The 24374-nt window shown below is 69.7% G+C and carries 20 protein-coding genes and 1 pseudogene; 8 read left to right on the top strand and 13 right to left on the bottom strand.

Annotated features, from left to right (window positions below):
* Positions 1–92: 92 nt before the first annotated feature.
* Together BZZ08_RS01735 and manD are read right to left on the bottom strand one after the other, a co-directional pair.
* Entirely contained in the window at positions 93–1550 is a 1458-nt protein-coding gene (locus BZZ08_RS01735; protein ID WP_104630299.1) for a mannitol dehydrogenase family protein, read from the bottom strand.
* Positions 1547–2755: a D-mannonate dehydratase ManD gene (manD, locus tag BZZ08_RS01730; protein WP_104630298.1), complete on the bottom strand. Its 1209-nt coding sequence runs from the start codon at positions 2753–2755 to the stop codon at positions 1547–1549. The genes BZZ08_RS01735 and manD overlap by 4 nt, the downstream gene beginning before the upstream one ends.
* 90 nt (positions 2756–2845) lie before the next feature.
* On the opposite strand from manD, the gene BZZ08_RS01725 reads away from it, so the two are divergent.
* Positions 2846–3559 carry a GntR family transcriptional regulator gene (locus tag BZZ08_RS01725; protein WP_104630297.1) on the top strand — a complete coding sequence of 238 codons (714 nt, stop codon included), beginning with the start codon at positions 2846–2848 and terminating at the stop codon, positions 3557–3559.
* 344 nt (positions 3560–3903) lie between these two features.
* Here BZZ08_RS01725 and BZZ08_RS01720 read toward each other — a convergent pair whose 3' ends face one another.
* Complete coding sequence (locus BZZ08_RS01720) at positions 3904–4731, bottom strand: helix-turn-helix domain-containing protein (protein ID WP_241965320.1); 828 nt, start codon at positions 4729–4731, stop codon at positions 3904–3906.
* Positions 4732–4842: 111 nt separating this feature from the next.
* On the opposite strand from BZZ08_RS01720, the gene BZZ08_RS01715 reads away from it, so the two are divergent.
* Positions 4843–5619: an alpha/beta fold hydrolase gene (locus tag BZZ08_RS01715; RefSeq protein WP_104630296.1), complete on the top strand. Its 777-nt coding sequence runs from the start codon at positions 4843–4845 to the stop codon at positions 5617–5619.
* Between the two features lie 392 nt (positions 5620–6011).
* Positions 6012–6857, top strand: a complete 846-nt coding sequence (locus BZZ08_RS01710; protein WP_241965319.1) for an HD domain-containing protein — start codon at positions 6012–6014, stop codon at positions 6855–6857.
* A gap of 680 nt (positions 6858–7537) precedes the next feature.
* Here BZZ08_RS01710 and BZZ08_RS01700 read toward each other — a convergent pair.
* The 6 genes and pseudogenes from BZZ08_RS01700 to BZZ08_RS01675 all read right to left on the bottom strand — a co-directional run bounded on the left by BZZ08_RS01700 (position 7538) and on the right by BZZ08_RS01675 (position 12906).
* Positions 7538–8392: an oxygenase MpaB family protein gene (locus BZZ08_RS01700; protein ID WP_104630294.1), complete on the bottom strand. Its 855-nt coding sequence runs from the start codon at positions 8390–8392 to the stop codon at positions 7538–7540.
* 166 nt (positions 8393–8558) lie between these two features.
* Positions 8559–9065, bottom strand: coding sequence for a DinB family protein (locus BZZ08_RS01695; protein WP_104630293.1), 507 nt, complete (start codon positions 9063–9065; stop codon positions 8559–8561).
* Positions 9066–9279: 214 nt separating this feature from the next.
* Entirely contained in the window at positions 9280–10566 is a 1287-nt protein-coding gene (locus BZZ08_RS01690) for an MFS transporter (protein WP_241965318.1), read from the bottom strand.
* A 97-nt stretch (positions 10567–10663) separates the two neighbouring features.
* A pseudogene (locus tag BZZ08_RS39220) lies at positions 10664–10882 on the bottom strand (PPOX class F420-dependent oxidoreductase); the annotation flags it as partial.
* A gap of 182 nt (positions 10883–11064) precedes the next feature.
* Positions 11065–12213 (bottom strand): serine hydrolase domain-containing protein, encoded by a 1149-nt coding sequence (locus BZZ08_RS01680; protein WP_104630291.1) that lies wholly within the window; start codon positions 12211–12213, stop codon positions 11065–11067.
* 147 nt (positions 12214–12360) lie between these two features.
* Complete coding sequence (locus tag BZZ08_RS01675) at positions 12361–12906, bottom strand: TetR/AcrR family transcriptional regulator (protein ID WP_104630374.1); 546 nt, start codon at positions 12904–12906, stop codon at positions 12361–12363.
* A gap of 80 nt (positions 12907–12986) precedes the next feature.
* On the opposite strand from BZZ08_RS01675, the gene BZZ08_RS01670 reads away from it, so the two are divergent.
* Positions 12987–13685 (top strand): alpha/beta hydrolase, encoded by a 699-nt coding sequence (locus BZZ08_RS01670; RefSeq protein WP_104630290.1) that lies wholly within the window; start codon positions 12987–12989, stop codon positions 13683–13685.
* Positions 13686–13788: 103 nt separating this feature from the next.
* On the opposite strand, the gene BZZ08_RS01665 is transcribed toward BZZ08_RS01670, so the two are convergent.
* Complete coding sequence (locus BZZ08_RS01665) at positions 13789–14346, bottom strand: TetR/AcrR family transcriptional regulator (protein ID WP_104630289.1); 558 nt, start codon at positions 14344–14346, stop codon at positions 13789–13791.
* 37 nt (positions 14347–14383) lie between these two features.
* Between BZZ08_RS01665 and BZZ08_RS01660 the strand changes: the two genes are divergently transcribed.
* Positions 14384–15715, top strand: coding sequence for an MFS transporter (locus BZZ08_RS01660; RefSeq protein WP_342210947.1), 1332 nt, complete (start codon positions 14384–14386; stop codon positions 15713–15715).
* Positions 15716–15908: 193 nt separating this feature from the next.
* Here the strand turns inward: BZZ08_RS01660 and BZZ08_RS01655 are convergent, their stop codons facing one another.
* Positions 15909–17447 carry an amidohydrolase family protein gene (locus tag BZZ08_RS01655; protein ID WP_104630287.1) on the bottom strand — a complete coding sequence of 513 codons (1539 nt, stop codon included), beginning with the start codon at positions 17445–17447 and terminating at the stop codon, positions 15909–15911.
* 374 nt (positions 17448–17821) lie between these two features.
* On the opposite strand from BZZ08_RS01655, the gene BZZ08_RS01650 reads away from it, so the two are divergent.
* Together BZZ08_RS01650 and BZZ08_RS01645 are read left to right on the top strand one after the other, a co-directional pair.
* The gene (locus BZZ08_RS01650) at positions 17822–19084 is read left to right on the top strand and encodes an FAD-dependent monooxygenase (RefSeq protein WP_241965317.1); all 1263 of its coding nucleotides are present in this window, start codon (positions 17822–17824) and stop codon (positions 19082–19084) included.
* 260 nt (positions 19085–19344) lie between these two features.
* Complete coding sequence (locus tag BZZ08_RS01645; RefSeq protein ID WP_241965316.1) at positions 19345–19890, top strand: hypothetical protein; 546 nt, start codon at positions 19345–19347, stop codon at positions 19888–19890.
* 470 nt (positions 19891–20360) lie between these two features.
* Here the strand turns inward: BZZ08_RS01645 and BZZ08_RS01640 are convergent, their stop codons facing one another.
* Entirely contained in the window at positions 20361–21617 is a 1257-nt protein-coding gene (locus BZZ08_RS01640) for a right-handed parallel beta-helix repeat-containing protein (RefSeq protein WP_241965330.1), read from the bottom strand.
* A gap of 271 nt (positions 21618–21888) precedes the next feature.
* Between BZZ08_RS01640 and BZZ08_RS01635 the strand changes: the two genes are divergently transcribed.
* Positions 21889–22449 carry a DUF6328 family protein gene (locus BZZ08_RS01635; RefSeq protein ID WP_104630284.1) on the top strand — a complete coding sequence of 187 codons (561 nt, stop codon included), beginning with the start codon at positions 21889–21891 and terminating at the stop codon, positions 22447–22449.
* Between the two features lie 132 nt (positions 22450–22581).
* On the opposite strand, the gene BZZ08_RS01630 is transcribed toward BZZ08_RS01635, so the two are convergent.
* Complete coding sequence (locus tag BZZ08_RS01630) at positions 22582–24339, bottom strand: amylo-alpha-1,6-glucosidase (protein ID WP_104630283.1); 1758 nt, start codon at positions 24337–24339, stop codon at positions 22582–22584.
* Between the last annotated feature and the right edge of the window lie 35 nt (positions 24340–24374).

The raw sequence follows: 24374 nt of genomic DNA, 5'->3' as shown, positions 1-24374 counted from the left end.
ACTCCGTTGTTCGGGGACGGGAACGGTGGAACGGGTGGGTGCAGGGGGTGGGTTGCACGGGGGGCGGGAAGGTCGGAGTGCTGCGGAGGGGGTCAGATTTCGACGCGGCCCGCGCGCACTGCGGGCAACCGGTCGGCGACGGCCGCGGTGAGGACCGTGTCGTCGGCGAGATCCGCCGCGCCGACGGTGCGCAGCAGCGCGCTCACCGTCCCGGTCGCAGGGCCGCCCGCGTTCCAGCAGGAGGCGAGTGCCTTTGCCGCGGGGTCCGACCGGTCGGGGGCACCGGGCCGGGTGCCGTGTGCCCAGGCGGCGAGGGCGAGGGCCAGGACCGGCGTGTCCGTGCCGCTCGCGCGCAGCTCGCGCAGGGCGGGCAGCCAGCGCTCGGTGATCTTCAGGGAAGCGTCGGAGCCGATCTGCCGCAGCTGGTGGTGCATCGTGGGGTTGCGGAAGCGGACGACGAGATCACCGGCGTACGCCTCGGGGTCGGGTCCTCCGGCCGGCAGGGTGGGCGCGACCTCGGCGCACAGCGCGCGGACGAGCCGTTCGCCCCAATCCGTCGCCATGGCGTCGGCGACGGTGGCGTGTCCCGTGGCGAGGCCCAGGTGGGCCAGGGCCGAGTGGGAGCCGTTGAGCAGCCGCAACTTGGTGAGCTGGTACGGGCCGACGTCCGGTACGAAGAGGGCGCCGTCGTACTCCCAGGGTGGCCGGGCCGCGGCGAAGGAGTCCTCCAGGACCCAGCTCCGGTAGGGCTCGCCGGCCACGGTCAGGCCGTCGTCGAGGCCCAGCGCGGTGCGGGCGGCCGACCGGTCGTCGTCACTGGTCGCGGGCACGATCCGGTCGACGACGGTCGAGGGGAAGGTCACCGTCTCGTCCAGCCGGGCCAGCACGCTCTCGCGGTCCGGCCAGGCCGAGGCGTGGACGAATTCGCGCACGACGCGGGCCAGTACGGCGCCGTTGCCCGCCATGTTGTCGCAGGAGACGACGGCGACGGGGGCCGCGTCGGACCGCATCCGCAGGGCCAGGCCCGAAGCGAGGCGTCCCACCACAGTGGTGAGCGGCGCGCCGGGCGGGGCGGCCAGGTCCGCGGCGACGGGTGCCGCCGCCGTGTCCAGGCCGCCCGTCGCGGCCGACCGGTGGTAGCCCTTCTCGGTCACCGTGAGGGTTACCACGCTCACCTCGGGGTCGGTGAGCAGCGCGTCGACGGCTTCGGCGTCGGGTCCCATCGCCAGGGCGCCGACGACGGACCCGACGACGCGGCAGGTGTGGCCGTCGGGGTGGCGCTCGACGACCGAGTACAGACAGTCCTGCTCCCTCAGGGCGCATACGGTGGCGGTCGAGCGGGGCGCGACGGCGGTGATGCCCCAGGGCTCGCCGGAGACGGCGGCGGCGTTCTGCGTGTAGAGGGCCTGGTGAGCCCGGTGGAAGGCGCCGAGCCCGAAGTGCAGGATGCGTGGGCGCAGTCCGGTCGGGTCGACGGCGGGCCGGAGGCCGGGAGCCAGTCGCGGCAGCGCGCGGCGGTTCAGGCGGGGAAGGGCGGGTGCGGCGCTCACCAGTCGTGCACCGAACCGTCGAGACGGCGCGCCACGGGGAGATAGCGACGTTGGTAAGGGAAGCGCTCGGCGGCCCTGTCGTCGTACTCCACGCCGAGGCCGGGCTCGTCGGAGGGATTGAGGTACCCGTCGGCGAAGGTGACGCCGGAGCGGAACACCTCGGAGGTCTCCTCCGCGTGACCCATGTACTCCTGGATGCCGAAATTCGGCACGGTGACGTCGAGGTGCACGGCGGCGGCCATGCTGACGGGTGAGAGATCGGTGGCGCCGTGCGAGCCGGTGCGGATGTGGTACAGCGCCGCCAGGTCGAAGATCCGCCGCAGGTGGGTGATGCCGCCCGCGTGCGCGACGGTGGTGCGTACGTAGTCGATGAGCTGCCCGGTGATGAGGTGCTGCACGTCCCAGATGGAGTTCAGCACCTCGCCGACCGCGATCGGTGTGGTGGTGTGTTCGCGGATGAGCCGGAACGCCTCCTGGTTCTCCGCCGGGGTCGGGTCCTCCATCCAGAACAGCCGGCAGCTCTCGACGCTTCGGCCGAAGCGGGCGGCCTCCATCGGCGTCAGCCGGTGGTGCACGTCGTGCAGCAGGTGGAAGCCGAACCCGAACCGCTCCCGGACCGCCTCCAGGTAGCCCGGCGCGAAGCCGAGGTAGGCGTCGGTGTCCCAGGGCTGCTCCTCGGGCAGGTCGGTCGCGGCCGGCTCGTAGATCCTGCCCTTGCGCACCCCGTACGTGCCGCCGACGTCGGGAACCGCGGCCTGGGCCCGCACCGCCCGGTAGCCCAGTTCCAGGTGGCGTTCGACGTCGTCGAGGAGGGAGGGCACGTCGGTGCCGCTGGCGTGCGAGTAGACCAACACGCCGTCGCGGGAACGGCCGCCGAGGAGCTGGTACACGGGCAGGCCCGCGACTTTGCCCTTGATGTCCCACAGCGCGGTGTCGACGGCCGAGACCGCGGTCATCGTCACCGGGCCGCGGCGCCAGTAGGCGCCCTTGTAGAGGTACTGCCACATGTCCTCGATGCGGGCGGGGTCGCGGCCGATGAGCAGCGGGGCCACGTGGTCCCGGAGGTAACTGGCGACGGCCAGCTCCCTCCCGTTGAGCGTGGCGTCTCCGAGTCCGGTGACTCCGTCGGTGGTGGTGATGCGCAGCGTGACGAACGTGCGACCGGGAGAGGAGACGAGCACCTCGGCCCGCTCGATCTTGCTCACTTACAGCTCCATCCTGTCGTGCAGTACTTGTATACAAGCATCTGTCGCGCAGGGGAGCAAGACTCTTCGTCCAGTACGTAGGATGTGCGCATGGCTCAATCGAACGGGCGGCGGACCAGTCGGCGCGACATCTACCTCAAGCTGCGCCAGATGGTCCTGACCCTGGAACTCGCCCCGGGCGCCGCCCTGTCGGAGAACGAACTGGCCGCCTCACTGGGCGTCAGTCGCACGCCCGTGCGGGAGAGCCTGATCCTCCTCGCCCAGGAGGGACTCGTACAGGTCTTCCCGAAGATCGGGTCGTTCGTCTCGCGCGTCGACGCCGCCCAGGTCGCCGACGCACAGTTCCTGCGCGAAGCGGTGGAACTCGCCTCCCTGGAGGACCTTCCCGAGCAGCTCGACGCCGAGACGGTCGAGGAACTGCGGAACAACCTGGAGTGCCAGCGTCGCACCGGTCTCGACCGCGAGGAGTTCTTCGCGCTGGACGAGACCTTCCACCGCGATCTGATGCGGCTGAGCGGTCACGGCAATGCCTGGGCCACCGTCGCCGCCGCCAAGGGCCACCTCGACCGGGCCCGCCGGCTCGGCCTGCACGGCCACGAGTCCCCCACCGTCTTCGCCGACCAGCATCACGAGATCTTCGCCGCGATCACCGCCGGCGACATTCCCGGGGCCCGCAGCCGCATGCGCGATCACCTTCGCGCCGTCTTCGACGACATCGAGCGCATCCGCAGCCACTCCCCGGAACTCTTCGCCTCCGGCCCTGCGACAGTGCCCGTACGGCGCAGCGTGGTCGTCTGGGAGTGAGGCCCAGCCAGCCGATCGCCACCGCCTCGAATCGCATCGCATCGCATCGCATGGAGACGCACCCTCATGGCGGCTACGGCCGTACCCGGGAGCCCCGGCAGCAGCCACCGCCTTGTCGACGGCAGCGGCGAAGAAGCCGCCCGATCCGCTGTCGAACCAGGGGCGCGCCCGCTGCCGGCTGACGCCCGCGCCCACCGCGGCCGACGCCCCGCCCCTCCCGAAGACAGCATGCCCTCACCCGGGATGCTGCCGAAGCACGGGACAGCCCAGGCGAAACCAACCTCTAAGAAGCAGGCCCCCTCGGCAGGGGCCGCTCGTCGCCGTCGGTTCATCAGTGCACCTACTCATTTGACGGCCGGCGTCGCCTGCCACGCGCCTGGACTCATGCCTGTCGCCTTCCGGAAGAACACAGAGAAGTTGGACGCGTCGGAGAAGCCGAGCACGTTGGCGCAGCGGGCCGCGGTGAGGCGGTCGTGCGCGAGGAGCCGTTTGGCTTCCAGGACGATCCGGTCGACGATGTACCCCTTTGCCGTGCGGCCACTGACCTGCTGCACCGCTCGCGACAGGGTGCGGGGCGCGTATCCCAGCGCACGGGCGTAATAGCCGGCGTCGTGGTGTTCCCGGAAGTGCGCTTCGACGCTGGATCGGAACAGACGGAACACCGGATGCGAGATCCGTACTCGGGCGTGCGGTGGCCGGAGACGGGCGATCAGCGCGGAAAGCAGGATGCCGGGCAGCTCCCCCGAGATGTCCCCCGGTGGGGCGGAAGCCTCAAGGAGGAGGTGGTCGCGTGCGGCGTCCACGAACGGCCAGTCGGCGTCAGGAATGCTCCATTGCGCGGCCAGGTCCGGGGACGCGACGAGTTCACGGGTGGCGTGGGTGACCGGAGCAGTCGGCACGAACAGCACGAGGTGTCCCGTCACGTCTGCGATGTCATCCCATCGGTGCACCGCGCCGGGCGGGATCCACACCGCGGACCGCTCCTTGAGCGGGTGCCGGAGGAAGTCCACCGTGACGGAGCCGTGCCCGGCATCGACGACGGCGAGGACATGGAAGTCGGCACGCTGCGTGCCGCCGTCGTTCAGCTCGCGAAGGCGGCCGAACGTCATCGCCTCGACCGTGTCGGCACGGCGCTCTGCGGGCTGGTACGCCATCTGACGGATCACGGTCACCTGTCCAGTTTCCACTATCAGAAGACCAGTCGCACCGATGCCCCGCCTCGGTCCGGGAGCTTCAATGAACACCAAGGAAAATCGCCCAGAACAGTGACGAGGAGAGCCACGATGACCGCAACGCAGCCGATGCTGCTGCCCGCTTATGACCATCAGCCGGGGACCGGACCCACCCTGGTGTTCCTGCACTACTGGGGCGGTTCCGCCCGCACGTGGGACCTCGTGGTCGACCGCCTTCCGAGGCGTGACGTGCTCACGATCGACTTCCGAGGGTGGAGCCGGTCCAGCGGTCTACCCGGCCCCTGCGCGCTCCGTCAGCTCGCCGACGACACGCTCGCCGTACTCGCCGACGCGGGCGTCACCGACTACGTCCTCGTCGGGCATTCGATGGGGGGCAAGGTCGCGCAACTGGTCGCGGCGGCCCGGCCCGCCGGCCTGCGCGGCATCGTCCTCGTCGGCTCCGGCCCGGCGAAGCCCGCGGCACACATCACTCCCGAGTACCAGGAAGCCCTTTCCCACGCCTACGACTCCGACGAGTCCGTAGCCGGGGCACGGGACCACATCCTCACCGCGACCGAGCTGCCCGCGTCGATCAAGGCACAGATCGCGACCGATTCGCGAGCCGGCGCCGACGCCGCCAGCACCGAATGGCCGCTCCACGGTATCGCGGAGGACATCACCGAGCACACCCGCATGATCAGCGTCCCCGCCCTCGTCGTCGCCGGAGAGAACGACCAGGTCGAACCCGTCGACGTGCTCCGCGACAACCTTGTGCCCTACCTCCCCCAGATCGAGTTCACGGTGATACCGACCACCGGTCACCTGATCCCGCTGGAAGCTCCGGCCGACCTCGTCGACGCCATCACGGCCTTCGCACCAGCAGCCTGACCATCTGCGCGACCTGCCGACACATCCCCCTGACCAGCGGCCGGACACCCTGCCGTGCAACAGCCGTCGTGGACGACCCTCTCTCCGGCCGTCTGCTCGTGGAGGCTGAGAGGCCTGCCCCGTCAGACGGACCACCTCCACGCCGTACGGACCGAGAACCAACGGTTCACCGTCACCCTCATCGCCACGGCAGTCCAAGCCGTGGCCATCCCCAGGCGACTCACCGGCCCGCCCAAGACCGACGCCATAAACCAAGCCGTGCAGGTCGACGCCTTCCCCGCCCAGCAGATGGCCGAGGACAGGAAGTTGCCCCGGAGTCATCTGGCACTAACCAGGCGGTCGTTGTCACTCGCCCCACTGTCGAAATCCCCCATGCCCTCCATAGGCTCTTCATGTCCGCACCACTGAAGAGAAGGCAACGCAACATGTCTGAAAAAGGCGATCACGATGCCGCAAGCGACGTCACTCGGCGGTCAGTGCTACGAAGCAGCACGGGAATTGCCGCTGTCGGCGCGGCGTCCCTTCTCGCCACCGCGATCTCCACTCCCCCCGCCGTTGCGGTAGAGGGCGACAGTGGGTCGCTTTCCCGGGAGAACGCGCTGCCGGCATCGGTCGCGGGAATTCGTATCCCCAACACCGAACTGACACGGGAAACCGTGAGATTCGCACGAAACGCGTCCTCCGTGACCCTTTTCAACCACGTCATGCGGACGTACCTCTACAGTGCTGTGCTCTTCGAGCGCCGAGGTATCCGCTACGACCGGGAGCTGGCCTTCGTCGCTGCGGTCCTGCATGACCTCGGGTTGCTGGAGACATACCAGGTACCGGGCGAACGCTTCGAAGTCGGGGGTGCGGACGCCGCGCAGAGGTTCCTCAGGAAACAGGGTGTGCCAGAGGACCGGGTTGCAGTCGTCTGGGACGCCATCGCCCTGCATACCAGCAGCAGCATAGCGAGCCGGAAAAGGCCGGAGATCGCCATGGTCTCCGTCGGCTCCGCAGTCGATTTCGCCGGGCAAGGTCTTCAGCAAATACCGGCCGACGCCCTGGAGGACATACTCACCGCCTTCCCCAGGGAGGATTTCAAGCAGAACGCCGTCCACACCATCCTCTCGATCTGTCGCATGAATCCGATGTCGGTGGTGATGCACCCCTTCGCCGAGGTCGGCCGCCGTCACCTCCCCGATTTCGCAGTTCCCACGGTCGAGGACATGCTGTTCGCCACGCCGTTCGAGGAGTGACGATCCGCGCGTGGTTCCCGCATTCCGGTGCAGCACCTGCCTCAGCTCACAGTCCGACTGCGAGTTGGCCTGTGTCATCCGCCTATCGCCGCTCCCGCCCGGCGGCCGGCGGCCGGCGGTCCGAGGCTCCAGGTCGTCGAACAGTCGCCCGCCCCAGAAATGCGTCTTCCTCGGCTGCCGAGTCGCCCGTCAGCGGCGCATGGCGCACTTCCACGATTGTGGGCAGAGCATGCTCGCGCATACCGTGCCCCCAGAGCCTCTCGTCAGGGCGTGGCGGCAGATCAGGCACGGGCACGATCACTCGTGTACGCGGACGGAGCCGCTACTGATCAGGTCGTTTGTACCGGCCCAGCCTGGGGGCTCCGGTGAGCAGAGTCTCGGCACGGGAAGGCGGTGATCAGACGGCTGCGGTCGCCGGTGCGCGTGGCGAGTACGACCTGGCTGGGGTCGACCCCGCACAGCGGCACGGTGGTGAGGCTGGGATGCAGGCCGGTCGCGTGGTCGAGGGGCGGCCCGATGGCCACGGCTGCGCCAGGAAGTGCAGCAGACACGTGCCCTGCCGCACTCCCTCTGCCCCCGGCCACGAACGGGGCCGCCCGGCATCTCGTCGCCCACCGCCTCCCAGTCCCCTGCCCGCACCGCCACGGCAGGGGTGGTGACCGGCAGAGGGTCGGGACTCGTCACCTGCTTGGCGGTGGCGCCGTCATGGCCCAGCGGATCGCGCCTGTCAGTACACGGCCGACAGGACGCACGGCCAGGTCCTCGACGACCGGCAGGCGTGGCAGTTTCAGCAAGTCCCGGGCCCACGAGGGGAGTACGGCCACAGCGTTCGCCGCGAGCCCGGCGTAGAACGGCCGTGCGACGAGGGGAATCGGCGGTTGCAGCAGCAGGAAGCGCGCGGCGGCCCTGGCTTCGGGGGTGGCCCGAAGTTCAGGCCGGTAGACGGACAGGCGCTCGGCGAGGCCGCGGCGGTCGCGAGGCGGGTCGATCACTCCCAGGGCCTCAGCGACCCGGGCGGTGTCGGCTACGTAGGCGTCGTATGCGGAGGCGTCGAGTGGACAGGCCCCGTACCTCTGATGGGCACGGAGGAAGCTGTCCGTCTCGGCCGCATGGACCCAGCCGAGCAGGTGCGGATCGGCGGCGTGATAGGTCAGGCCCTCGGCGGTCCTGCCGCGGATGCGCTCGTGAATGCCGCGGACACCGTCGACCGCTTGCTGGGCGTCGTCGGCGGTGCCGTACGTGGTGACCGCGAGGAACGTGCTGGTGCGTTGCAACCGGCCCCACGGGTCGCCCCGGAAGCCGGAGTGGGCGGCGACTGCCGCCATGGCGAGTGGGTGCAGGGACTGCAGCAGCAGCGCACTGATCCCGCCGATGAACATCGAGGCGTCGCCGTGAACTGTGCGTATGGGGCGGTCGGGCTCGAACCAGCGAGGCCCCGGAGTGTCGTGGATCCGAGCCCGGGTGGCCGGACCGTCTGGGCCCGCCACCCGGGCAAACAGGGACTTGCCCACATGACCGCGCAGCTCCGTCAGCATGGCCGCCTCCGTCCTGCCTCCAGTATCCCGCTAGAGCCCAGGACCGGCGGTGCGCAGGTGGAGCAGACCTTCCCTCCGCGAGCTCTCGGGCGGTCCGTCATCCCCGGAACGCCTGGTCTTCCGCCCTGGAATCCAGGGATCCGGACGCGTGCGGTGCGCCTTCCCCCTAGGCGCCGGTCGCGCCGTCGAGCATCTCGCGCAGGATGTCCAGGTGGCCGTTGTGGCGGGCCGTCTCCTCGGTGAGGTGGAGGAGAATCCAGCGCAGATCGACGTGGAGGCCGTTGCGGATGGTTCGCTCGGCCCGCTTGTCCAGGTCGTTTTCGGCGACCAGTTCGCGGTAGCGGGCGCTTTGTCCGGCGTACTCGTCGAGCAATTGCGTCAGCGGGAAGTCGACGGCGATCCGCATCTCGCGGTCCGGATCCTCATCCGTCATGGGGGCCTGGTCTTCCTCGCCGAGAAAGATCACCTGGAACCAGTAGTACTCGACCCAGCGGAGGTGGTTGATCAGTCCGCTCATGGTCATCAGGGGCGACCCCGGCAGAAGCGACTTGCGCGCGTTCTCCGCGGAGACGCCGTCGCACTTGGCGCGGGCGGTTGCCCGTGCGTAGTCGAGGAATGTGGTGAGCTGGGTACGGTCGTCCCAGGCGGGCGGGGTGTCGTCGATTCTTGTCATCGCGCGAAGCGTCCCCGATCACCGCGCCGCTGTCGAGGCATTTGTCGACGGGCCTGCCTGTGGAAGTGAGTGGTGGCAGCGTCGGCGCCCGTGGTCGTGGCGGCAGGACCGTTCGAGATCCCGTGCGACTACCGTGGGGGCACGCCAGGCGCCCGGCTGAGGGCTACGGGTCAGGGTCGGGCCCGGTGGGCTGGCGACACCTGGGCTTTCGCTGTCACGGCGTCGCGCCCGCAGGTGCCGGGCCGAGCTCTCCAAGCGGGATGTCACGCAGGCCGCGCAGGGGTGAGAAGAACAGCCACAGTCCCGCACAGCAGCCGCCGGCCACCGCGATCCACAGGGTGCGTTGCACGCCGATGGCGGAGGCGAGGGCTCCACCAGTGACACCACCCAGCGGAAGGGTGCCCCAGTTGATCCAGCGGGCGGCGGCACTGACCCTGCCGAGCATGTCCGGCGGACAGACGGCCTGGCGGTAGCTGGTCAACGAGATGCCCGCGACGGTCGAGGCGAAGGTCCACGAGATCCAGCCGAAGCCGAACAGCAGAACCCACCAGCCGGGCCTGGCCAGCGGAATGAGCAGGCCGGGCAGCGAGAGCAGGGTCATGGCGATCCAGCTGATCCGCGCCGAGCCGACCTTACGGGCCAGATACCGGGCCGTCACGCCGCCGACCACTCCACCGACTGCTCCCAGCGCCAGCAGCAGCCCGACCAGGCCTTCTTCCAGATGGAGCGTCCGGATGAGGAACAACGGGCCGAGGCTCTCCACCATGATCACGAAGAAGTTGGCTGTGCCGTTGAACGCCACGGAGTTGCGCAGTATGGGATCGCGGGTGACGTAGGCGAGCCCTTCGCGAATCTGCGAGCGCAGGGAGGGCCGGGGGCCAGGTTCGGGCCTGGCGGGGCGTGGCTCACGCTTACGGATCGTCGTCAACGAGCCCGCCGACGCCGCGAAGGAGATCGCGTCGGCAGCCATCGCCCCAGCGGCTCCGATCAGCGTCACCAGTCCCCCGCCCATACTGGGCCCGGCGATCTGCGCGACCGACCGGGAGGCCGCGAGTTTGCTGTTGCCGTCCAGGAGTTGGTCACGGTCGAGCAGCACCGGCAGGTAGCTCTGGTAGGCCACCGAGAAGAACACCGCGAACACGCTGGAAACGAGCGCGACGGCGAAGAGCTGGGCGAGGGTCAGCTTCCCGAAGGCATGGGCCAGCGGCACCGAGCCGATCACCAGGAACAGCGCGAGGTCGCACCCGATCATCAGCCGGCGCTTGGGCACCCGGTCCACGATGGCCCCGGCGGGCAGCGCCACCAGCAGATACGCACTCGTCTCCGCGGCCGCCAGCAGGCCGACCTGGAACGCGGAGGCGTCCAAGAGTACGACGGCGACCAACGGCAGTGCGAGAACGGTGATCTGCGACCCCATCTCGCTGACTGTCTGGCTGCCCCACAACAGCAGGAAGTCACGATGGCGCCAGACGGAAGGGCGCCTTCCCTCAACATCGGTCACTGGCCGATCATGCACCGAACCGCCCCTCTTGGGCAGGCATTCCCGTGAACGCGAGGAGGAGGCATGAGGAGGCATTCCTCGGTCCTCCGTCGGTCGTCTAGGCTGTGACGTCCAGTGCTCTTCCGTACAGCCGGTCCGCCTTCAACCGGATGACCATTCGGCGCTCGGCGACCAACTGCTTCGGAAACGCGTCTTCGTCCCCTGGCTTCGCATCCTGCGGAACCATTCCGAGCAGCTCCCGACCCACCGCATCCCCAGGCACCGTCGTGACCCCGGAAACCTCGGCCTCGCCTTCGGCGACGACGAACGACCGGACGCGGGTGCGGGTGCGGAGTCGGATGAGTGATCCTCGTGACCGCGTCACGGACGCTGACGCAGTACGCGGCCCTCCGCGCACTCCGACTCGCGCCCCGCGCGACATGTGGGTTCCGGACTGGGTGGCCCACTGACCAGGCGGCCGAACCGACAGACACGAGCCAGGCGCCCCCGTGAGGTGTGTCAGACGCCAGCCGCGTACCGCCAGAACTCTCTGATCACCGGGGCCGGCACCGGACCCGTCGCCGCCACCTGGGTCAGCAGGATGGTGATCGCACCCGTCGCCGGGACCACGTGCGCCGCTGTGCCCGTGCCGCCGACCCAGCCGTAACGGCACGGGACGTTCCACGGGTTGGTCCGGTCGATGTCGACCGAGCCACCGAAACCCCACCCCTGGCCCTCCAGGAACAGCCGTCCGATGTCGCGCTGAACCGGGTTCGTGTGGTCGGTCATCATCATGTGGACGGAGTCGGCCGACAGCACCCGGTTGCCGTCGGCGGCCAGACCGCCGGCCAGCAGCATCCGGCAGAAGGCCAACCAGTCGTCGGCGGTAGAGGCCAGCCCGCCGTTGCCGAGCGGCAGAGCGGGCAGCCGGCTCCATTCCCCGCCCGGGCCGTCGGCGAGCTCCAGACTGCCGTCGTCGCCGGAGCGGTAGAAGCTGGTGAACCGTCCCCTCTTGGCGGCCGGCACCTCGAAACCGGTGTCCACCATGCCCAGTGGCCCGAAGATCCGCTCTGCCAGGAACTCCGGCAGCGACTGCCCGGTGACCCGAGAGATCAGCACCCCCTGCAGGACGGAGCAGGTGTCATACAGCCAGGCCTCACCCGGCTGGTAGAGCATCGGAATACTGCCGAGCGCCGCCATCCATTCGTCCGCCGGTGGGAAGGCGCTCGGAATCCGGCCGTCCTTTTGCACGGTGAACAACTGCTGCACCGCGGGCAGCGTGAAGTCGGACGCGAAGCCGTACCCGGCCTGGGAGGCCAGCACGTCGAACACGGTGATGGGCCGGACGGCCGGTACCAGGTCGTCTACCGGGCTTGCCGGAGTGCGTACGACCATGGGTGCCTCCAGCTCCGGCAGCCAGGTACCGACCGGATCGTCCAGTGTGATCCGGCCTTCATCCACGAGCACCAGTACCGCGGCTGCGGTGACGGACTTGGTGATCGAGGCGACCCGGACGATGGAGTCCCTGGTCATCGGGGCGTCGCCCTCGGCGTCCTGCGACCCGGTGGCCACCACCTCCACCTGGTCGCCACGTGCTACGAGCGCCACGGCTCCGGGCAGTGTGCCGGCACCGACGTGGGCTTCGAGCAAGTCGTGCAAGGTGGTCATGAGGACGCCTTCCCGGGAGGTTGCTGTCGGAAGACAGACTCCCTCAGCGGCAAGGAATCATCGGTGCCGAGGTCCCATGGCTCGAGCCGCGTCACCGAACGGCGCGAAAGTGGGTCGACCAGCCCCTCGCTCCCGCCATCGGCGAGATCATCTAGTGAGTGTGGCCAGGAAGTCCTCGAAGGCCTGATCGGCTCGCGACACATCCTCTGTGGCCTCGATGTCCATGATGAGACCTCGGATGACCGCGAGTACGAGGGTGCCCAGTTCGGGACGGCCAATGCTTCGCATGCCGTCTTCCAACGGTTTCAGCCAGTCTGTGGTGGCCTCACGACGAAAGCCCGGCCACAAGTGCTGTTCCGCATCCTCGCGGAGCCTGCCGAACATACTGAGATAGGGGCGACCGGTCGGGCCGGTCATGTCCTGCCAGGCTCGTCGCAGCGTACTCACGTAGGGTTCGCCGGGCCTTGGGGAGAGCAGTTCGCCGAAGAGGTCGCGCTGGCGCCGCCTCGCTCGTCCCAGGGTTTCTCGGAGCAGTTGGTCCCGGGTACCGAAGTGGTAGATCAGCATCCGGGGCGAGGTGCCGGACGCCGCCGCGAAGGGCTCCAGGCGGTCGGGCAGTCCGTGCGCGAGTGCCTCGTCGACGCAGGCGTCGAGAATGCGGTCACGGATCTCAGGCTGTTTGTGCCGTCCCATGGCCACACGATTTCACGTAATTACTGGTACGTCTATCGTTGATCGAAGTGGTCGGGGCATCCCGGATCGAGGAGGAAGACATGCGGGTGGTGTTTGTGCACGGGGCGTGCGTGCGCGATGGTTCCTGGTGGTGGCACCGGGCCGCCGCGGCTCTGCAGGAGCGCGGCATCAACAGCATCGCCCCGGCGTTCCCCAGCTGCGGGGAAGGCGATCGGCCGGCCGGACCGCAGGGGCCCGGGCTGCCTGAAGATGTCGCCGCGCTGCGTGCTGTCTTGAACGAGGGGACCGAGCCGACCGCGATCGTGGCGCACAGCTACGGCGGGATCGTGGCGGCCGAGGCCGCGGTGGGCGCGGAGACGGTGCGTCACTTGGTTCTCGTCTCGAGCTATCTGCCCGAGCCCGGTGAATCGCTGTCGACGTTCGCCGCCGACGCGCCACCTCCGTTCCTGGACTTCGATCCCGACGGCGGCACGTTCGGCGTCCGGCCCGAACTGTTCGCCGAGACGTTCGTGCAGGACTGTCCGCCGGACATCGCCCGCCGCGCAGGGGACCTTCTGGTCCGGCAGACGCTGGCCGTCACCCACCAACCCGTCCGGGCGGCGGCGTGGCACGATCTGCCCACGACGTACATGGTGTGCACGGAGGACCGGGGCACCCCAGTGGCGGCACAACGCGCATTCTCCCGACGCGCGGACGAAGTGGTGGAGGTGAAGGCGGGCCACCACCCGTTCCTGTCGCAGCCCCAGACCGTCGCCGACATCATCGGCGGCCTGCTCTGAACAGACAGCGAACTGGCCGACACGGCGCCACGCACCCGACGTCGCCGAGCTGACCCGGCACGTGTCCGCCGACGGGGGCCGACCACAGCCCGGTCGATCCTGTTCAGTGGTGCCTGTCGACGACGGCACGGACGACGGCGGCGACCTCCTCGCGTTCGGTGGGCCGCGGGTCGACGGAGTTGTGGATGGAGAATCCCTCGACCAGCGCGTCCAGGGCCCGTGCGGTGAGTGGGTCGAAGTGTCTGGCCAGGGAGTCCCGGCTGGCCTGCATCCAGGAGCGCATGACGGCGCGCACCTCGGGATTGCGGGTGGCGAAGGCGTAGAGCTCGTAGCTGAGCAGGAGGTTGCGGTCGGTCCCCCAGACCTTGCCGCAGATGATTTCGACGACCGCCTCCTCGGCCTCCTGGCGGGTCCGCGCCGCCTCCAGAAGGGCGCCGTAGCGTGTGGAGACGGTCTCCGCCAGCCGGGTGAAGGCGTCGGTGAGCAGGTGCTGCATGTCGTCGAAGTAGTAGGTGAGTGACCCGAGCGGCACGCCCGCCGCCTCAGCGATCCTGCGGAAGGTCACCTTGATGGCGCCGTGCTCTGCGATGACATCCAGCGCGGCGTCGAGGATGCGTTCGCGGCGCCGGGGGTCGTTGGGGCCACGAGTGCTGCCTGTCATCGTCGTTGTCCGCCTTGTCTTCTCGGTCGCCGACCCGATGTGTACATTTGTTCATACTCGGTGGGTGACGCGGGATCGTCGCCTGCCCGTCCCTCATTGTCTCCAACACCGGCGGAGTCCTTCCTTGACAGACCGTGCTGTACGCCGACGCCGCCGGGCGCTGTACCTCTTCTTCTTCCTCAACGGCATCGCCATGTCCTCATGGATCACGCGCACCCCGGACGTCCGTGACCGTCTGGGCGTGTCCACGGGGCGGATGGGGCTGGTGCTGTTCGGTCTGTCCGTCGGCTCGATGGCCGGCATCCTCTGTTCCGGCCGTTTCGTGTCGCGGTTCGGGACCAGACCCGTGACGGCGCTCGCCACCCTGTTCGTCATCGCGAGCGTGGTCGTCGTGGGCGCGGGCAGCTCCCTCGCCTCCGCGCCCCTGGTCACCGCGGGGCTGTGCTTGTTCGGCATGGGGGTCGGGTCGGGCGAGGTGGCGATCAACGTGGACGGTGCCGACGTGGAACGGATCACCGGCACGGCGGTTCTGCCCACGCTGCACGGGTGCTTCAGCCTGGGCACCGTCATCGGCGGTCTGGCCGGCATGGCGGCCACCGCTGCGGCGTTCCCCGCCCACTGGCACCTTCTGGCGGTGGCCGCGGTGACGGCCGCGATCTTCGGGTACGCCATCGGTGCCGTCCCCGCCGGGACCGGCGTCCGTGCCCCGGCGCCCGCTTCGGACCCCACGCGGCCCGCGGGCCCGCAGGTGTGGAAGGACCGACGGCTCCTGATGATCGGGGCCATCGTCCTGGCCATGGCTCTCGCCGAGGGCGCCGCCAACGACTGGCTGCCGCTGCTCATGGTCGACGGCCACGGTCTCGACGCCGCCGTCGGCTCGCTCGTCTTCGTCGGGTTCGCCGCTGCCATGACCCTGGGACGCTTCGGCGGCACGTTCTTCCTCAAACGTCACAGCCGGGCGACCGTCGTACGGGCCAGCGCGGTCTCCGGGGCCATCGGGCTGTGCCTGGTCATCTTCTCCGACAACGCCGTCGTGGCCGCGGCCGCCGTCCTGTTCTGGGGACTCGGCGCGTCCCTGGGCTTTCCGGTGGCCCTGTCGGCGGCGGGCGACTCGGGGCCCGACGAAACCGCCCGGGTCGGCCTCGTGGCGACGATCGGCTACATCGCGTTCCTGGTGGGGCCGCCCACCCTAGGCTTCCTGGGCGATCACTACGGACTGCGTCCGGCGATGGTCGTGGTCCTGGTGTTCGTCGCCACGGCCGTCCTCGCGGCCCCGGCCGCCGGTACCCGCGCATCCCATCACCGCAAGGCCGATGCCGGCGTCCCCGCCGAACTCGCCGTGCGGCCACGGCAGCACACCGAGGGATGATCGCGTGACCGGCGCACGTCGCCGACCGCTTCCTGCGTGCGGACGCGGCATCAGCAGAGTCACCGAGCCCTTGGACGTTTTGGGCTCTCGGCGGGCCTGTTTCGCGGCGCCCCGACGGGCAGGTGCCGCGGCAGCGCGTCTCCTGCGCTGCGGCTGATCGCACTCGTCGGTGAGGGCGCCGCCGGAGGAGCCGTCAGGGGTGTCCGCCGCAGCCGCAGCCCGTCATGGTCACCCCCTCCTCGGGCGGCGGGGTCTGTGCGGCGGCCTCTTCCACCGCCGCGAGCAGCCGGCGGCGTTCCTGCGGCGGGATCCACCTGCCGTCGACGACCACGCCGTGGATGCGGCGGGTGTTGCGGATATCGCGCAGCGGGTCGGCGTCGAGGACGAGCAGATCGGCGGCCTGTCCGCGGGCCACGGTGCCGACGGCGGGCAGGCCGAGGGTGCGGGCCGCGTCCCGTGTGGCCGCGCGCAGGGCCTCGGCCGGGGTGAGGCCGGCCGCCACGAGCAGTGCCAGTTCGTCGTGCAGGGCGAAGCCCGGGACGAGGTATCCCGTGCCGGTGTCGGTGCCCGCCGCCAGCCGCACACCGGTGCCGTGCAGCTCGCTCACCAGCCGGAGCCGGTGCTCGAAGATGCGGCGGATCCGCCGGGCCTGCTCGGGGGTGCGCCCACCGGTCAGGGCCGCCAGCTGGTCCGGCCAGCTCTCCACCTGCCAGGCGGGCAGGTACTTCCACTCGTCGGCCCGGGACGGAACCTCGTCGGGCAGTTCCAGCGTGCGGTGCACGCTGAGCGTGGGGACGACTGCTGTCCCGTCGGCCGCCAGACTCCGGAAGAGGGCGTCCGCCCGGTCCCGGTCGTAGCCCTGTACCGCCCGCCATTCGAGGGGATGCACCTGCTGGAACCAGCTGTGGTAGCGGGACAGGCTGCCGGGGTCGCGCGGGTCGATCCGTACGGCGGCCAGGCGGCGGCGTATCTCCTTCTCGTGCCGTGAGGTCGCCAGGAGCAGCGCGTGCAGGTGCTCGATGGTGCGGTGGCCGATGGCGCTCGCCTCCGCGATCCGTACGGTGTCGGGGCAGTGCCCGAGGTGGGGGATGCCCTGGCGCCGGGCCTCGTCCGCGATGGCGAAGTAGGCCTCGCGGGACAGGCGGGAGTACACCTTGACGAAGTCCGCGCCCTCGCGCTTGACCCGCCGCACGGCGCGCCGGGCCTCGGCCGCGTCGCGTACCTCGATGGTCGGGCCCACGTCGGCCGCCCACAGTGAGGGCGTGCCGTCCACGATGGGGCTGCCGACCACCCAGCGGGGGCCGAGCAGTGCACCGCTGCGGATCTTCTCGCGCCACTCGTGGTGGACCGGCTGGCCCCGCATCTCCCGTACCGTGGTGACGCCGGTGAGGGCGTACAGCGCCGGGATCACTGTCTCCGGGCCGTCGCTGTGGGTGTGCGCCTCGATCAGTCCCGGGATCAGGTACTTGCCGGTCAGGTCGACCGTGCGGGTGCCCGGGCGGAGCCGGGTGTGTGCGCTCGGGGCGAGTCCGGTGATGCGGCCTCCCTCGACGACGACCGTCATGTCGGGGGCCGGGGGTGCTCCCGATCCGTCGATCACGGTGACGTGGGTGAGCGCCAACGGGCGGGTGCCGGAGCCGATTTGGGCACTCGTCCCGGCCGCGCGCGCCGTGCCCGTCAGTGCCGTACCCGTCACGGCGGCGGCCCCGGCCAGGAACCCCCGCCGAGCCATGCCGCGCCGTGTCCCAACTGTCGCATCTGACATGCTGCTTCCCCTCCTGCTTGTGAATCCGCCGGCCGTGTCCGCCGACCCCCACGACTTTGGCGGACACGGGGCGACAGGACAGTGCGGGCAGACGGTGTATGTGGGGGTGTTGCTGGGACCACCGGCGGCATCCCCGGCGCTGGGGCTGCCCCGCACGTGGGCGAGGTCGAGGAGACAGGCCCTGGCTGGCAGCCTGGTCCGGCTGGTTCAGACCAGTTGGGGCTGATGTGAGTCCTACCGATGAGTCTCGTGCGGATCCGTAGTCCATACCCCGATCCACCGACAGCGGTGGGCCGGTGCTGGGAACGTTCCAGCGCAGGAGGAAGGACAGGGAGGCAGTGATGGGCGTCGACGACTCCGAGCAGGGGACGCGGGTGAGCGGTCCCAGGGTGTTGGTGGCGGGGGCGAGCATCGCGGGACCCGCCGTGGCCCACTGGCTGCGCCGGCGGGGGGCCGCGGTGACCGTGGTGGAGCGGGCTCCCGGGCTGCGTCCCGGCGGGCAGGCGGTGGACGCGCGCGGGGTCGCCAAGGAGGTCATCGGGCGCATGGGGCTGGACGCGGCGGTCCGCGCGGCCTGCACCGACACCGCCGGCGCGCACACCGTGGACGCGGGCGGGCAGGTGCTGGAGACCTTCCGCGCGGACGACGACGGTGGCGACGGGTTCATCGCGGACATCGAGATCCTGCGCGGGGACCTGTCCCAGGTGCTCTACGACGACACCCGCGACGGCGTCGAGTACCTCTTCGGCGACCGAATCGCCGAGCTCGCCCAGGACGCGGACGGGGTCGACGTGGTCTTCGCGGGCGGCGACCGGCGGCGCTTCGACCTGGTGATCGGGGCCGACGGGCTGCACTCGGAGCTGCGGGCGATGGTCTTCGGACCGCATGAGCGGTTCCTCCGCCGCCTCGGGCACGTGCTGGCCTTCTACAGTGTGCCCAACGAGTTCGGGCTGGACCGCTGGCTGCTGGAGTACCAGGACCAGGAGTCCGGGCGCTCAGCCCTCCTGCGCCCCATCCAGGACGCCACTCGGGCGATGGCCATGTTCTACTCCGCCTCTGCCGACTTCGACGTCGACTACCGTGACGTCGCGGCCCAGAAGCGCCTGCTGCGTGAGCGGATGGCGGGCCTGGGCTGGCTGGCCCCGGACATCCTCGCGCACCTGGACGACACCCCGGACTTCTACCTCGACCAGGTCGCCCAGGTGGTGATGGATCGCTGGTCGAGCGGACGGGTGGGGCTGCTCGGGGACGCGGCGTTCAGCTCGTCACCGATGTCCGGGCAGGGCACCGGGCTGGCGCTGGTCGGCGCCTACCTGCTGGCCGGAGAGCTGGCCGCCGCCGAGTGGGACCCCGGCACCGGGTTCGCCCGCTACGAGGCGCGGATGCGCCCCTTCGTCGAGGCCAACCAGGAGATCGGCCGATTGAACGCCCGCAGCCGCGAGGTCCCCGGGCCAGACGCCGAGCCGCGCCCCGATTTCACGAGCGAATGGTTCACCGAGCTGGTCGGGCGCGCGATCAACGGCATCGAGCTGCCCGACTACGTGGAGGTGCCGGACTCCGTAGCCCCGGCCGGATCGCCGATCACCTCGTCGGCCAGGCCGTAGGTGTCACCCAACGTGTCGAGAGGGACCACGGTGCGGTAGGGCATCGCCGGACGACCTCCGCGCATGCCGCATGGTGCGCGTTGGAGCGCTCGTTCGGCGGCCATCCCACGTCCGCAGCCATCGAAGTTTGGTCGCGCGGGTACGCCGAGCAGAGATGCCTCTGACGATGACGAAGGTGGGGACGGGCCCCTGGGTGGGTACGGCCTCTTGGATGCGGAGCGACGAGCGTGCCGCACCAGAGACCGGCCGAGGGAGAAACTGTGGTTCTCTTGGATCAGTTGCCCGCTCTGATAGGTGTCGTGGTCGGTTCGCTCGGCTCGTATGCCGTGCAGAGCTTGACCGAGCGTCGACAGTGGAAGCGGCAGCGGGACGAGCGGTGGGACGAGAAGCGCTTCGAGACGTACGGTCGATATGCCAATGCCCTCAAGGCGCAGCTTCGTGTCGCCCAGCGCATCGGTGCAGGTCTCGGGTTCGCGGATGTGGTCGATCCGTTGCAGCCGGCCGACGGTCTGCCTCTGCTTGCCGACGCGGAGTCCCACCGTGCTACCGAGTGGGAGTCGGTGCTGCTCGTCGGGGACGCGGCGACGATCGCGGCGGCACGGAACTGGCACGAGATGATCTGGACCATAGAGCTGCTCGTGAGGGAGGGGCCTGTCGACGCCGAGATGTGGACCAAGGCCCATCGGCTCGCGAGTGTGGCACGCGATGCCTTTTACGAGAGTGCGAGGCGTGACCTCGGCATCGCGGGAGATCCGCCGCCGTCCGGTAACTGGCCACGGACGTGGCGGGCTGAACTCTCCGGATAGCCCTTTCTCATCCGTCTCAACGGTCAAACTCCGATAGGACGGCTCCTTGGGCAGCGGCGGCAACAGCGGCTGTTCGATCGCGAAGTACGCGTCGATCGCCCGCTGTCCGGCCCCGATCCGACGCCTCCCGTCGTGCAGGTCCCACCGTTCGACCATCTCGTGCAAGTCCGCGAGCGAGGAGACCTTCGGCACTGACGCGAAGTGATGACGATCAGGGGCCTGGCCGAGGCATGGGGGCACGACATCGAGCGTTGCTACGCCTGCAGCGATTCGGTGACCTGTGGGCCGGTGGGCCGAATGTCATAACCGGATCGTGTCTTGGGGCAGCTTTCCGGTGGTCACGGTCTGCTGTCCGGCCGGGCGGAACTCGTGGTGCGCGGGCCCGGCTGAGCCCACCGTGGTGCGCCGGCTGGGGCAGTGGCGTGCCCAGCGGTCGGCGTTCGCCGGGCACGCCCGTCCGTTGGGCGCCCTTACAGCGTTACGGCCTTGCCGCCGAGGGTGACGACGAGCTTGCCGTCCGTGGCGAACGACCAGCCGAGGGCTCCGCTGTAGGAGGAGCAGCGGCTGCCGTTCGAGCCCGTCCAGAACTGGTTGGAGCTGTCCGCGTTCCCGACGGTCTTGTCGTTCGAGCCGGATACCGAGAAGCGGCACGAGGTGTTGGAGCGGAACACCGACGTGCCCTTGTCGAACGAGTAGTTGCGCTCCGCGTTGTCGACGCTCAAGTTGCTGGAGATCGCCATGGTGCCCGGGTTGCTGTTGTACGTGAACCCGTGGTGGCCGTTCTTGAAGGCGATGCTGCGGCGCACGACGTGGTTGACGGCGATGTCGTCGCCGCCCAGCTTGTAGCCGTTGCGGTCGCCGTTGGTGTTCACGGTGCCGTCGCTGAGCGTGCCGTTGCCGTACGCGAGAGAGTCCTCGATGGTGACCGGGCCGATCGCTCCGGTGTCGGTCTTGGTGTACAGGTCCCAGCCGTCGTCGATGTTGTGGTGGGAGACGGCGTAGCGGAAGACGTTGCCCGTGCCCGTGGTGAGTTTGGCGGCGAACCCGTCCGCGTCCTCGCCGTCGGAGTCGGCGTTGTCGTGCGACTCGGCGCTCACGATCAGGTTGTTCGATGGCCACTGGCTCGCGGGCGTACTGGAGGAGATCCGGCCGAGTTGGAGGCCGGTGTCGCGGTTGAAGCGCGTGACGGTGCGCTCGATGACGTTGTCGCTGCCGCCGACGTAGATGCCGTTGTCCCCGGCGCGCTCGACGACGATGCCCTTGACGTGCCAGTACGAGCCGTTCACCTGCAGCCCGCGGTTCGCCGAACTCTCGCTCTGCGCGGCGAAGTTGAGCACCGGCTTCTCGCTCGCGTAGGCGGTGATGGTGGTACGCGCGGATGCGGTGCCGTTCTGCCCTTGGGGCACGGTGACGGTCTGGCTGTAGGCATACGTTCCGCCGCGCAGGTAGATCGTGCCACCCGCGGCCACCCGGCTGATCGCCGAGGCCAGCGTCGTCGGGTCGGCCAGGGTGCCGGCGGCGCCCGCGGTCCCGGACGGTGCGACGTAGACGGTCGTCGCGGCCTGCGCCGCCGCCTGTGCGGTCGTGCCGGAGGCCGCCGCGGCCAGAGTGCCGGCGAGCAGGCCGAAAGAGGTGACGAGAGGTCTCAGTTCCATCGTTCGATCTCCAGACGTGGGGGCGATGAACGGGTGCGGGCATGAACTGTTACGCGGGTGGGAACACCTCAGAGCAACGGACAGAAAGCGCTCTCTATCGGGAGAGTAGAGAGCGCGTCCCGGGCGAGTCAAGAGTCATGTACGTGCTCGCCGGTCACCTATATGAACATTTGCCATGGTGGCGTACAGAGGTACGCACGAAGGCGGGCCTCCCACGGCACACCGAGTCTCCAAGGACCTCCGCCTGGGCTGACCGCCACCCCCCTGGTCATCGTCGGCGTCCCCGGCATGCGGACAGCTTCAACGGGCAGATGAATGGTCCGCGAAGGGAGGGGTCACGAACGTGACGACGGAGTCGATCAAGCGGCCGGAGGCAGCGACCGATGGGTGCTGTGCGTGTGAAGGGCATACCGGTGCCGCCCCGGACGAGGCGCCGGAGACGCCCCGCGAGCGGGTCAACCGTCGCTGGAACGAGATCATGCAGGAGACGCGCGTCGCTCAGACTGGGGTCCAGATCCTGTTCGGCTTCCTGCTCAGTGTCGCGTTCACCCCGCTCTTCCACGACCTGGACACCTTCGACCACGCCGTCTACGTCATCACCGTCGTCTCGGGGGCCACGGCCACGGCGTCCCTGATCGCCCCGGTCTCCATCCACCGGTTCCTGTCGGGGCAGCGGATGAAGGACGAGATGGTCGAAGTGGCTCACCGGCTGATGGTGGGCGGCATGCTCCTGATGGCCGTGACCATCGGGTGCACACTGCTTCTGATCCTGCACGTCGTGGTTCCGGACCTCATGGCGAAGCTGCTCGTCGGCGGCGTGATGGTGTGGTTCGCACTGTCGTGGTACGTGCTCCCCCTGTGGCTTCGCCGTCGGTCCGCCCGCCGCGCCGTACATGAGGACTGACAGCCCGAGCCGTCAGCCGCCCCATGCTCCGATCACAGCCGAACCCGCGCCGGAGCCGTGCACTCCACTGACCCGCGAAGCCCCCCCCCAGGGCGTACCGGGGAGGCTCCGAACGGGTGCCGGCGTGGTCCGTCAGACGGTGACCGCCCGCGACGGCTCGGTGCGTCGGAGTTCGTACGCTTCGGCGAGCAGCAGGTAGCCGCTTGCGGTCCAGGTGTAGGCCCGGTCGCGCAGCCCCGTGCCGGTGACTGCGTCGAAGTTCTCCGCGAAGCCGGAGCTTTCGCACAGGGCGCGGAATCGTGCGCTGACCTCGTTCGCGAGACGATGGTGACCGGCACGGCGCAGACCGTCCTCGACGAGCACGGTGGACGGGGCCCAGATCGGTCCGCGCCAGTAGCCGTCGGAGACGTAGTGCGGTGAGGTGGGCTGTTCGGTGGCCAGGCCGTGTGGCGTCAGGTGCGCCTTCAGCCCTGCGGCAAGTTCGGCTGCGACGCCCTCGGGCAAGTGCTCGCCCAGCGTGATGGGCATCAGGTCCAGGAGGCTGGTGCCGGCCAAGGGGTGGCCGTCCGCGAGCGAGCGGGCGATGAAGCGGCCGTCGGTCCACAGTTCCCCGAGCATCGCCGCCTGCGTCGTGTCGGCCGTTCGCGTCCACCGCCGTGCGTCGTCCGCGAGCTCCAATTCTTCGGCAAGTCGCGCCAGTTCACGCATCTGCAGGACGAGGAAGGCGGCCAGGTCGGCGGTCACGACGACGCGCTCGGCGTCGAAGGTGGTGGCGTTGTCCCAGCCGCTGTCGTTGCCGTGCTGGTAGTAGGGCAGGGCGGCACCGGGGGCGCGTCGTGCCGTGAGCCAGAAGTCCGTCCAGCGGGCGATGCGGTCGTACGCCTCGGTCAGTCGCGTCCTCTCGAGTGGCGCGGGCAGACGTCGGCGCAGGTGTCCGAAGGCCCAGCCGTGGATGGGGGGTTTGACGAAGTTGTGCAGTACTTCGGAGTGGGTGACCGAGTCCGGCAGGGCGCCGCTCTCGTCCTGGTGGTCGAAGGGCAGGAAGAACTGGTCCCAGGCCAGTTCCGGTTGTCCGGGGGCCAGGGCGAGGGCGTTGAAGCAGTGGTCCCAGCTCCACACCTTGTCCATCCAGTGCTTGGACATCAGCACCGCGGGCCTGGTGACGAAACCCGTCGGCCGGACGGTCGCGGACCACAGCACATAGGCGGCGAGCTCCGCGGCGGGGGTGGCGGGCGAACGCCACGGCGCGATGGCATCGGTGAAGTCCGTGAAGGCGGTGCGCGCGGCGTCGACGATCCGGTCGAAGGCAGCCGAGGAACTGTAGGGGGTGCGTGCGGTCTCGTACTCCTCGACCGCGATCTCCCAGGTCCCGCCGTCGTCGGCCACGATCGTGACACCGCGGTCGGCACTGCCCAGTGCCTGCGCGCCGGTGGTGCCGGCCACTGTGCCGGACAGGACGGTGATCCGGTAGCGCCGTCCCGTCTCGTACGAGGTGAACACGTACGCGGCGGCGTGGGGCTCCTGGTAGAAGTAGGTGCCGCTGAACGGGGTCAGTGCCCGCGCCGCCGCGCGGATGCGGAGGCCCAGGCCGTTTCCCCGCAGACGAAGGGTGTCCGGCGACTCGTAGGCGAGGTCGACGCGTCCCGTCCGACCGATCCAGCTGAGCAGGTCCGGGGTCGCCCCGACGCGTGTTGCGGCGCGGGTGCCCGTCGCCGGGCTTACGGGGGTCAGGCTCAGGACGGCGTGCATGCCGGTTTGGTGGGAGACGAGGTGGAGGTCCTCGGCGTACGTCTTCTCCGCCACCACGGGCGAGATGCCGAACCAGGATCCGCGGGTGCTGAACGGGATGTCGTGGACGGAGAAGGCCGGGCCGGATCGGGCGGCGGTCATGAAAGGCGACTCGTTTCTCGGGCAGGAGGCAACGG

It is taken from the genome of Streptomyces sp. MH60, from assembly GCF_002939385.1.
In the GTDB taxonomy this organism is placed as follows: domain Bacteria; phylum Actinomycetota; class Actinomycetes; order Streptomycetales; family Streptomycetaceae; genus Streptomyces.
The sequence above is the reverse complement of the archived record's forward strand: the minus strand, read 5'-3'. Positions and strand labels throughout refer to the sequence as shown.